Origin of the sequence: Phenylobacterium sp. (genome assembly GCF_016793225.1) — a bacterium.
In the GTDB taxonomy this organism is placed as follows: domain Bacteria; phylum Pseudomonadota; class Alphaproteobacteria; order Caulobacterales; family Caulobacteraceae; genus Phenylobacterium.
This window is the reverse complement of record NZ_JAEUMN010000066.1, coordinates 1-1,712: the sequence shown is the minus strand read 5'-3', so window position 1 is coordinate 1,712 and position 1,712 is coordinate 1. Positions and strand designations below refer to the sequence as shown.

Annotated in this window: 2 protein-coding genes; both read left to right on the top strand. The window is 72.1% G+C overall.

Annotation, left to right across the window (positions count from 1 at the left end; genetic code table 11):
* The first annotated feature begins 324 nt into the window (after nucleotides 1-324).
* Entirely contained in the window at nucleotides 325-924 is a 600-nt protein-coding gene (rdgB, locus tag JNK30_RS07300) for an RdgB/HAM1 family non-canonical purine NTP pyrophosphatase (RefSeq protein ID WP_293481400.1), read from the top strand.
* A partial coding sequence (locus tag JNK30_RS07295) for a coproporphyrinogen-III oxidase family protein (RefSeq protein WP_293481399.1) occupies nucleotides 921-1,712 on the top strand: 792 nt, incomplete at its 3' end. The genes rdgB and JNK30_RS07295, both read left to right, overlap by 4 nt.

The window sequence follows — 1,712 nt, the reverse complement described above, 5'->3', positions numbered from 1 at the left end:
GGACGATCCTCATGACTCGTTGCGCCGAGTCTTAGAGGAAGGCGGCGCGGGCGGCGATGCTGAGGATCGGCGCGGCGGCCAGGACGACGATGAAGGTCATCGCGGTGCGGTCGAGGATGTTCATGGTCTTGGCGAACATTTGTGGTCTCCGTCTGGTGTGCTGCGGTGCAGCGGGTGGTGGGTCGAAGCCCCGTGCTTCGATGTGATTATCGATACGGCCATATCGTTTTCCGATCACGTGAATATCGAGTAACGATATTAAACTTTTGCAATGCAGCGGGTCCGTTCGGAGGCTAGGGTCGCGGCGCGCCCAGGAGTGACGTCATGGCCCTGAAGCTCGAACCCGGGACCCGCCTGGTGGTGGCGACCCACAATCCCGGCAAGGCGCGCGAGCTGGCCGAGATCCTGGAGGGCCGTTTCGAGCTGGTGGCCGCCGGCGAACTGGGCCTGCCGGAACCCGACGAGACGGAGTCCACCTTCACGGGCAACGCGCTGCTGAAGGCGCGCGCGGCGGCCGAGGCCTCGGGGCTGGTGGCGCTGGCCGACGATTCGGGCCTGTCGGTGCGGGCGCTGGAGGGCGCGCCGGGGATCTATTCCGCGCGCTGGGCCGGACCCGCGAAGGACTTCGCCATGGCCATGCGCAAGGTCGAGGAGCGCCTGGAGGAGGCGGGCGCCGAGGACTTCGCCGCCTGGTTCACCTCGGCGCTGGCGGTGGCCTGGCCGGGCGGCCCGGCCGTGGTGGTGGAGGGCCGGATCGACGGGACCCTCAGCTTCCCGCCGCGCGGCGACAAGGGCTTCGGCTACGACCCGATCTTCGTGCCGCAGGGCATGGACCGGACGTTCGGCGAGCTGGAGCCCGAGCACAAGGACGGCATGAGCCACCGCGCGCGCGCCTTCGCCAAGCTCAAGGCGGCGCTGTTGTGACCCAGCCCCCGCCGCTGGGGGTCTATGTCCACTGGCCGTACTGCGCGCGGATCTGCCCCTACTGCGACTTCAACGTCTTCCGGGCGCGGGGCCGTGGTGCGGAGGCCGCCGAGCTGGCGCGGGCCATCGTGGCGGACCTGACGGCGCAGCGGGCGCTGACCGGGCCGCGGTCGCTGGTCTCGGTCTTCTTCGGCGGTGGGACGCCGTCGCTGATGGATCCGACCTGGGTCGCCGAGGTCGTGGCGACGGCCCGCCGACTCTGGACGCCGGCGGGGGACCTGGAGATCAGCCTCGAGGCCAACCCGACCGACGCGGAGGCCGGCCGGTTCGCCGCGCTCGCGGCCGCGGGCGTGAACCGGCTGTCGCTGGGGCTGCAGTCGCTGGACGACGCGGCGCTGGCGTTCCTGGGGCGCAACCACGACGCGGCCGAGGGACGGCGGGCCGCCGCCGCGGCCGCCCGCGCCTTCCCGCGGCTGTCGGTGGACCTGATCTACGCGTGGCCCGGCCAGACGCCCGCCGCCTGGGCCGGCGAGCTGCGCGAGGCCGTGGGGATCGGGGCCGAGCTCATATCGCCCTACCAGCTCACCATCGAGGACGGCACGGCGTTCGACCGCGCCGTGCGGCGGGGACGCTTCGCGATCCCGGCCGACGCCGCCGCGGCCGACCTCTCCGACACGACCCAGGACGTGCTCGAGGCCCAGGGCTTCGAGGCCTACGAGGTGTCGAACCACGCCCGAGGCGCGGCGGCCCGGTCGCGGCACAACCTCGTCTACTGGCGCGGCTGGGAC